We start from the raw sequence: 8,705 nt of genomic DNA on the forward strand, positions 1-8,705 counted from the left end.
ATGCCGGGCATAACACGGAAGGATTGCGGCCGGACAAATGACTTTTGCCCCTATGCGCGTTGTGAACCCCACCTGGAGCATGAAAGTCAGAGCACGGCGTGTCGAAAGTGGGTCATCATGCACCTTGCCGACTGCGCTATCCGCGAGAGCATACGTGACGGTCCCGGCGTCGACGGATCACCAGCCGGATCGCCGTCGAGGCCCGGCCTGGGAAACACCGTCGGCCCGGGGGACGCAGGCCCGCGGGAGTTCGTCGACCCCGCGATCGCCCACGGCCCAGCCCCGCATCATCGCGCATCGCCGCCAACCGTCATCGCAACCATCGCTCTGGGCGAGGCGACCGGCGATGTGGTAGTCAGCCCTGACGGCTCGCACCTGTACGTAGGGCAGCGCAACTCCATCGTGGTGATCAGCCGCCTGAACAACATCGTCGGTATGATCCCGACCGGCGGGCATCCCAAGGATCTGGCGACCAGCGCTGACGGCGACCGACTCTATGTCACCGGCGACGAAAGCACCGTTTGGGTTGTCGACACGATCCATCGGCGGGTCCGTGAGCTTTCCGGCGCCTGCTGTGCGCGTGAGGTCATCACCCCGGATGGGGCGCTGACCTACGCTGCACACAATGCCGGGAACGGCAGCTGTCGCACCAGCTGGATTTCGGTGTACGACACCGCAGGGGACGTGCTCGCAACCATTCCCGGTGAAAACGGGTACTCGGGCTATAGCATCGCGGACCTCGCCGTGAGTCCCAACGGCACCCACGTGTATGCAGGATTGTCTCGGCACAGCTCCTATCAGCAGTATGGTCACGGTTTCGTCAGCGTGATCGACACCGCGGCCCGGGCCGTAATCGATGCCATCGACCTACGCGCCTGCCCCGACGGCATGACCGTCAGCCCGGATGGCTCGACGATATATGCAACGCACGTCGACACCGAGTCCGTGTCAGCGGTCGACCTTGCCACCCACCGCGTTACGCCGATCGTCCTGGGTGACGCACCACTTGCCCTGGCTCTTACCCCAGACAGCTTGAAGGCGTATGTGGCCGGTTCTTGCTCACTGTCGGTCCTCGACACGGTTACCGGCGAAGCGGAGCGCATCACGGTCGGCGAGCTGCCCCGAAGCGTGCAGATCAGCCCGGATGGCAAGTGCGCGTATGTCGGCAATTTCGGTGCCGGCACCGTGTCGGTCATCGACACCGTCACCGGGTGCGTCGTCAGCACCATCGATATCGGCGGTCATCCCCAGGGATTAGCGATCAGTCCCGACGGTTGCCGTCTGTATGCCAGCGACTATTGGCTGGGCGTCGTCGTGGCGGGACTTTAACGCCAATCGACAAAACGCGGTCCCACGGGGGGGCAAGGTGATTGCGAATTCTCGAGTCGAACGTCTTTCGGTCCACTATCCTGTGGGTAGTCCATGACACGGCCGGCTGAAAATCGCCACCAGATGCTGACATACATCTCTACATATTGAAGTCTACATATTGTAAGGTAACGACCAGATGCCCGACGACGCCACCGGGGACAACACCGCGGTATTTCGCCCCGACCTTGCCGGCGAGCGCGAGCCCTCCGCCGCTGTCAACGCCGCGGAGGCCTGGGGAGTCGAAGAGCTGCCCCGCGGCGTGGCACTTCTGGCCGTCCGGCGCGGCCCCAACGCTGGATCGCGATTTTTGCTGGATCGTGCCTGCATATCGGCGGGCCGGCACCCCGAAAGCGACATCTTCCTCGACGATGTCACCGTCAGCCGCAGACACGCCGAATTCCGCAGGGAAAACGACGAATTCCGGATCGTCGATATCGGTAGTCTCAACGGCACCTACGTCAACCGCAAGCCGGTGGAGTCGGCGGTGCTGGCCAACGGCGATGAGATCCAGATCGGTAAATTCAGCCTGGTGTTTCTCACTGGACCCGTGGCGGGTAGACGCCAGTCCAGTGACGCCGGAGCCCCGCGATCTTCCATCTGATCACGCGGTGGCGGTCATCGATCACCACCGCGTGCGGCGCCTCTGCAGTCACTCGTGATTTTGATAGGGCTTTAGACCCACGCGGACTAGGCTTTCGGCCCTTCTGAGCAGTGACTTATGGCGGTGATCTCGGGCCCTCCATCACTCGTTCGCGACGATATCGTCGAGCGATGCTGTGACCTATGGGGAGAGCGAGTGCTTCCCGGCTAGAAAGCCGGCTATCGCCCCGGGTCGTAGGCGCGGCTGATCCCCATTTTTGGTGTGCTGTACGCAGTTTCGCCAGTTTGTTTCCGTCCCGCCGTCTTGGCGGCGGCGCGCTCGCGGTCTATCTCGATGGCCGACCGGTGGTCGACGTGTGGACAGGCTGGGCCGATCGCCGCGGCACGGTGGCGTGGTCGGCGGACACCGGCGCGATGGTGTTCTCGGTGACCAAAGGCTTGGCTTCCACGGTCATTCATCGATTTGTCGACCGGGGGATGCTGGCCTATGACGCGCCGGTTGCCGACTACTGGCCGGAGTTCGGAGCCAATGGCAAGTCAGCTATCACGATTCGGGAAGTAATGGGTCATCGCGCCGGGCTGTCACACTTGGGCGGCGCCCGCGGCACCGACCTGATGAACTCCCGGCTAATGGAGGCCCGGCTGGCGGCAGCGCCGGCGGGGCGGCTGCTGGGCAAGCCGGCCTACCATGCGCTGACCTACGGGTGGCTGATGTCCGGCCTGGCACGAGCGGTCACCGGCAAGGGGATGCGCGAGTTGATCCGCACGGAACTCGCGGCGGCGCTGAACAGCGATGGGCTGCACCTGGGCCGGCCGCCGGCCACAGCCCCCACGCGGACCGCCCAGATCATCGTCCCGCAAAGCAGCCGGGCAAACCCGCTGTTCAACTTCATCGCGCCGAAAATCGCCGCCTTCCCCTTCTCGGCCGCGTTCGGCGCCATGTACTTCCCGGGAATGAAAGCCTTTGTCCAAGGCGATATTCCGATGCTTGATGGTGAGGTGCCTGCGGCCAACGGGGTTTGCACGGCGCGGGCGCTGGCGCGGCTCTACGGCGCGATTGCCAATCACGGCCGACTCGACAGGACGCAATTTCTGTCCGCGGAGCTGGTAGCAGGATTATCCGGCAGGCCGAGCCTGCGTCCCGACTACAACCTGTTTCTGCCGCTGTCCTGGCACATGGGTTATCACGCGGTGCCCATCCCGGGTCTACTGCCCGGATTCGGTCACGCCGGTTTAGGCGGATCGATCGGATGGGCCGACCCGACCAGCGGAATAGGGTTCGGTTTTGTGCACAACCGGTTGCTAACACCGATGGTCTTCGACCAGGCCACGTTCATCGGGTTGGGCGCATTGCTGCGGCGCGGCGCAGCCGCGGCCCGGCGGCACGGCTACCGCGTGGTGCCCGACTTCGGGGCACCCTATCCCAAGGCGGCCGAAAGCGTAGCCGGCTAGGGCAGGGCCGAAGGCGGGCTGGCGGGACGCCACGAGCGTAACGACCGCAGCAGGCCGGTTCGCTTTTGGTGATGTCCTGCCATGCGCCGAAGGATCTTGTCGAGGACCACCACGGCGTCGCCAATGTAGGGACCCTTGTTGAGCATCACGCATTCGGCCCGCTCGCTCATTGCGGCGTCGCTTATTTCGGCTCGGGACGGGTTGCCGGTTTTGGCCAATTGCTCAAGCACCTGCGTCGCCCAGACCACCGGAAGATGGCCGGCCTCGCACAGCCAGAGGATCTCCTCCTGTAATTCCGCCAACCGGTCGAAGCCGCACTCGACGGCGAGATCTCCGCGCGCGATCATGACGCCAGCCCGCGGGTGACGCATGACGGTAAGCAGCAGTTGGGGCAGATGCTCAAACGCCTGGCGGGTTTCGATCTTGAGGATGATCCCCAGATGGCGCGCGCCGAGCCTGCCCACCTCGTCGAGCAGTCGTTCGACATCGGAGGGTTGGCGGACGAACGACATCTCCACCACGTCGGCTAATTCGGCGACCACCGACAAGTCGTCAATGTCTTTGGTGGTGAGCGCCGGAATCGGCAGGTGCGTGTCGGGGAGGTTGATGCCTTTGTCGGCACCCAGCCGGGATCCACCGTCGGCGGCGTGGTCGATCCGGATGCTCAACGCCGCGTCGCTGACGCTGACGATGTGGCCGCCAATGCGGCCGTCATCGAGTTGCACGCTCTCCCCGGGGCGGGCGTATTTGAAGATTTCCGGGAGGGTGCAGCAGATTTGCGCTACACCGCCGGGCTGCACGGGGGCGGGACTACAATCTCGTGTCAGCTTGAGAATATCGCCGCGGTGCAGCAGCAGGCTCTGCGGTACATGTGCCAGCTTCCCGACTTCGACCGGATCATCGTCCCCCTCGACATGCAGAACCGTTCCCGTTGCCAAATACGTTGTTTTGTCTGCAGTGATGACCAATCCCGTTGCGCCAACCGGTCTTTGATCATCGTCGTACAGCACGAGGCGGCGGCTGGATCCGCGGGTGTCACGCACCCACAGCACCTCCCCGGCTCGGCGGCGAGCCAGCCAGTCGCGGGGCACGGGGATTGTCGGAAGGTCTTCCCGGGGTGGGCTCACCGGCTCGTCCGCCGCGCTCAGCAACGCCCGGCCCGGGGCGACGGCTTCCCCGAGAGCGTTCTTCTCCGGACGAAGCTTGACGACTCGCGGGCCGGGTTGCAACGGGCCGGTGCGTAGTTTGGGTCCGGCCAGATCCATCGCGATCAAGCAGGGCCGGCCGGTCGCTTTGGCGGCCTGTCGCACATTCCGGGCCATCGACCGCCACGCCAGCGCGTTATCGTGGGCGCAGTTGATCCGGGCGAGGTTCATACCGCGTCGCACCAGTTCATGCACCAGGTTGTCGTTTTCTGCGGCTGCAGACGGAAGAGTGACCATGATGCGGGTGACCCGCCCCATGGGTTGGGGTCCGAGAAGGTCAACGGTTCGCTGACGAAGCAGCCGTATCCCTTCCTCCATCCGCACCGTCGGGGGCGGCGGTGGGTGCCACCCGTTGCCCAGCATCGCGCCGATGGCCGAGCGCACCAGCGACAAGGTGGCCTCGACGTGGGCCTCGCTGCGTCCCAGCGACGACAACCCGAACGCGGCCAGGCGGGCCTGCAGATCACGCAAGTCGTTTTGCCGGATTGCCCAGTAGTGCACGAGATTTCGTGCGCTGGTGCGCTGCTCTTCGGCGACGGTCGCCAGCCACCGCGACCACAGCGATTCCGCTTCGCCCAATTGGCTCAGCAGCCGATTAACCTCGCTTTCCAGCCGCAGTAACTGCGCGACGGGGCTTGGCCGTGTCAGGCCAGAGGGGTGTGCCTCCTGGCTGGCCGGCTTGGGCGAGCTGGGCTGAGCGGGCACCAACAACTCCCTTCCACTCGTCCACGGCCGCGCCGAGACGGAAGGCCGCGGTGATCAGCTGACGCCGAGTCACCCGTTGCCCAGGGTTTGACCAACGCTTCGCACAACACTGCGCAAGAACTCGAGGTGCGCCTTGACGAGTTCCTCGGCCAAATCCAGAGCGGCGTCGACGACCTTCTTGCGCCGCCCCTCTTCGGCGACCACAGGGGTCACCTCATCGACGAACTTGCGCACCGCCTCGATGGCTGCGGTGCGTCCGGTTTCCAGCGATTCGAGCACGTCGTCAGACAAGCCGACCAACCGCTCTGTCACCGTTTTCTGCGGCGTCTCGGTCATGATTCCCCTCCTCACGGGGTTTTGGGTGCTGCACGGTTCCCGCCGGACTCGACGGTATGCGTCTCAGGCCGGAGCCGATAGTGGCTAAAGTCCTTCCCCTAGTTCCCCGTCGGCCCCCTGCGGCGCCGGTGGATGCGGCAGCGCACGGCCCCGCAGGCACGCTGGGCCATAGTGCCAGGCCATAGTTCCCTGCAATTCAGGGACCTATGCCTCCTGACCCGATGCCGAGGGGCGGCTAACGTCAGCACCATCTTCGGGCCGAATCGCCGGTGACGGCACGGTTTAGTTGGCGCTGGGAGGAGGGCGGGATGTCGCGTCAGCCAGCGCCGCTGGGGATTGTGGCCGGTGTGGATGGTTCGCCTTCCTCGGCCGCAGCGGTCGGATGGGCGGCGCGAGACGCCGAGATGCGTAACGTGCCGCTCACGCTGGTGCATGTAGTTGCGCCGCAGGTGGCGGCCCCAGAGGGGTGGGCGGAAATTCAGGCGCCTTCGGACTACTGGGAGCGGCGGGAAGGCCAGGCTCGCGAGATCATCGAGGCGGCCCATAAGCTCGCGGTCGAGGCCGGTGCATCGCGTCGGGCGTCGGCGGTGACGAGCGAGGTGCGCTACGCCCCGGTCGTGCCCACGCTGGTGGACCTTTCCCAGGAGGCTGACATGGTCGTGGTGGGCTGCCGCGGCCAGGGCGCGGTGGCCCGCGCCTTGCTGGGATCGGTCAGCGCCGGTCTGGTTCGCCACGCGCACTGCCCGGTTGCGGTTATCCACGATGGGGACGCGCTTAAGGCTAGGCCAGCGGGCGCCCCCGTGGTCGTGGGTATCGACGGCTCGCCGGCATCGGAGTTGGCAACCCAGATCGCCTTCGATGAGGCGTCGTGGCGCGGCGTGGAACTGGTGGCGCTGCACGCGTGGAGTGACCTGGGTGCGCTCGAGTTCGGCCGCCCCGGTCAGGCGCCGATCGAGTGGGCGGATTTCGAGGTCCGTGAGCAAGAAGTTCTGGCCGAACGGCTTTCGGGGTGGCGGGAACGCTACCCCGACGTCCTCGTACACCAAGTCGTCGTGTCCGACCGGCCGGCATATCGGCTGCTCGAACAGGCGGAGGTTGCTCAGCTGGTGGTGGTGGGCAGCCACGGCCGCGGTGGATTTCCCGGCATGCCCGTGGGTTCGGTGAGCAGGGCGGTCGTGAACGCCGCGCAGATACCGGTGATCGTCGCCCGGGGGCCGCACCGTAATGGCGGGCACCACGGTCGTCAGAGCCCGGGTCGAGATCTGACGTCAGAAAGGAGCAACTGATGGGCTGCGGGTGTGGACATGGTCCAGGGCATCACCACGGGTATCCCTATGCATCTCAGGCGTATGCGTCGCCACCGGCGGCGGCGTATTACGCGCCGGGCGAGCCGCCCGGCCACCGCCGGCGCCACCGTGCCGAGGTCGAGGAGCTATCGGACGCTCTGCATGATCTCGAAGCAGAAGTTGCGCGCCTTCGCCGGGAACTCGATGAAATTCGTGGGACCCAAACAGCCGGGCCCACCTGAGCGGGGAATCCGCCTGCAAGGCTCAACAAGACGCCGCCGTGACCGGCCATCGAGATCGTCTCGTAAGGTGGCCGAATGCGGAACGCTCGAATCACCCACGTCGTCCGTCAAGTAGGGGCGTTGGCGGTCGCGGCGGTGACCGCTGCCGCGACCGTCAACGGATACCGGCCGCTGGCGCGTTCTGGATACCTCTCGCTGTGGGCGTGGGTGTTCGGTCTGGTTGTGACGGAGTTGCCATTGCAGACGCTGGCGAGCCAGCTCGGTGGGCTGGTGCTGACGGCCCGGCGTCTGACGCGACCGGTGCGGTGGGTCGTATGGTTGGTGGCGGGCCTCTCGGCGGTCGGGTTGGCGAACTTCAGTCGCGCGGGCCACCGGGCGAACGCCGTGCTGACCGCCGCGCTGGACGCCGGCTTGGGAGCCGAGCGCCGCACCGGGTCGGCGGGCCTGTGGCGTCGGCCCGTGGGCGGCGGCACCGCCAAGACACCGGGGGTGCTTCGCATGATGCGGATCTATCGGGAGTATGCGCACGACGCCGACATCAGCTACGGTCCATACGGCCGCGCGAACCACCTGGACATCTGGCGGCGTCCCGATCTGGATCGGACCGGGAAGGCGCCGGTGTTGTTCCAAATCCCTGGTGGTGCCTGGACGATGGGGAACAAACGCGGCCAGGCCCATCCCTTGATGAGTCACCTGGCAGAACTCGGCTGGATTTGTGTGGCGATCAACTACCGCCACAGTCCGCGCAATACCTGGCCGGACCACATCGTTGATGTCAAGCGCGCGCTCGCGTGGGTCAAGGCGCATATTGGCGACTATGGCGGCGACCCTGATTTCATCGCCATCACCGGTGGCTCTGCCGGGGGCCATTTGGCGTCGCTGGCGGCACTGACAGCCAACGATCCCCGGTTTCAGCCGGGGTTCGAAGACGTCGACACCCGCGTTCAAGCCGCCGTGCCGTTCTACGGCGTCTATGACTTCGCTGGCGTGCAGGATGCGATGCATCCGATGCTGTTGCCGCTGCTGGAGCGAATGGTCGTCAAACAATCCCGCTTGACGAATCCGGAGCCGTACCTGGCGGCGTCACCCGTGACTCACGTTTCCCGCGATGCTCCTCCGTTTTTCGTGCTGCACGGTCGCAACGACTCGCTGGTCCCGGTCGAGCAAGCGCGCAGCTTCGTGGCCCGGCTGCGCCAAGTCAGCAGGCAGCCCGTCGTGTATGCCGAGTTGCCGTTGACCCAGCACGGCTTCGACATATTGGGCTCGGTTCGCGCGGCGCACGCGGCGATTGCCGTCGAGCAGTTCTTGGCCGAGATCTACGCGGCGCACCACCGCGCGGTGTCACGGCAGTGGAATTCGTCGATGGCCTGACGTGCCGGCCAGTGGCGGTTATTGCGCGACATCGGGTGTCTCCCTGACCACCTGGGACGGAGCCTTGTCGGTGCGCAGGCCTTTATAGCGGGGATGACGCAGCTTGCCGTCCCGCGTCCACTCGGTAAACCCAACCT

The 8,705-nt window shown here is 65.6% G+C and carries 7 protein-coding genes and 1 pseudogene; 5 read left to right on the forward strand and 3 right to left on the reverse strand.

Annotated elements, in window-relative coordinates; translation table 11 throughout:
* The first annotated feature begins 117 nt into the window (after positions 1-117).
* From MSM1_RS21285 to MSM1_RS21295, 3 genes are all read left to right on the forward strand, one after another.
* Positions 118-1,329: a YncE family protein gene (locus tag MSM1_RS21285; protein ID WP_213446252.1), complete on the forward strand. Its 1,212-nt coding sequence runs from the start codon at positions 118-120 to the stop codon at positions 1,327-1,329.
* Positions 1,330-1,507: 178 nt separating this feature from the next.
* Positions 1,508-1,972, forward strand: coding sequence for an FHA domain-containing protein (locus MSM1_RS21290; protein ID WP_213446254.1), 465 nt, complete (start codon positions 1,508-1,510; stop codon positions 1,970-1,972).
* Between the two features lie 182 nt (positions 1,973-2,154).
* Positions 2,155-3,423 carry a serine hydrolase domain-containing protein gene (locus MSM1_RS21295; protein WP_213446256.1) on the forward strand — a complete coding sequence of 423 codons (1,269 nt, stop codon included), beginning with the start codon at positions 2,155-2,157 and terminating at the stop codon, positions 3,421-3,423.
* Here MSM1_RS21295 and MSM1_RS21300 read toward each other — a convergent pair.
* Positions 3,420-5,333 (reverse strand): pyruvate kinase, encoded by a 1,914-nt coding sequence (locus MSM1_RS21300; protein WP_307857476.1) that lies wholly within the window; start codon positions 5,331-5,333, stop codon positions 3,420-3,422. The genes MSM1_RS21295 and MSM1_RS21300 overlap by 4 nt on opposite strands.
* Positions 5,334-5,402: 69 nt before the next feature.
* Positions 5,403-5,669, reverse strand: a complete 267-nt coding sequence (locus MSM1_RS21305; protein WP_213446258.1) for a hypothetical protein — start codon at positions 5,667-5,669, stop codon at positions 5,403-5,405.
* Positions 5,670-5,977: 308 nt separating this feature from the next.
* On the opposite strand from MSM1_RS21305, the gene MSM1_RS21310 reads away from it, so the two are divergent.
* On the forward strand, positions 5,978-6,955 hold the full coding sequence (locus tag MSM1_RS21310) for a universal stress protein (protein WP_213446260.1): 978 nt from the start codon (positions 5,978-5,980) through the stop codon (positions 6,953-6,955).
* A 317-nt stretch (positions 6,956-7,272) separates the two neighbouring features.
* Positions 7,273-8,568, forward strand: a complete 1,296-nt coding sequence (locus MSM1_RS21315; RefSeq protein ID WP_213446262.1) for an alpha/beta hydrolase — start codon at positions 7,273-7,275, stop codon at positions 8,566-8,568.
* A gap of 18 nt (positions 8,569-8,586) precedes the next feature.
* On the opposite strand, the pseudogene MSM1_RS23150 reads toward MSM1_RS21315, so the two are convergent.
* Positions 8,587-8,705 (reverse strand): annotated as a pseudogene (locus tag MSM1_RS23150) (hypothetical protein); the annotation flags it as partial.

Source organism: Mycobacterium sp. SM1 (genome assembly GCF_018361265.1).
GTDB lineage: Bacteria > Actinomycetota > Actinomycetes > Mycobacteriales > Mycobacteriaceae > Mycobacterium.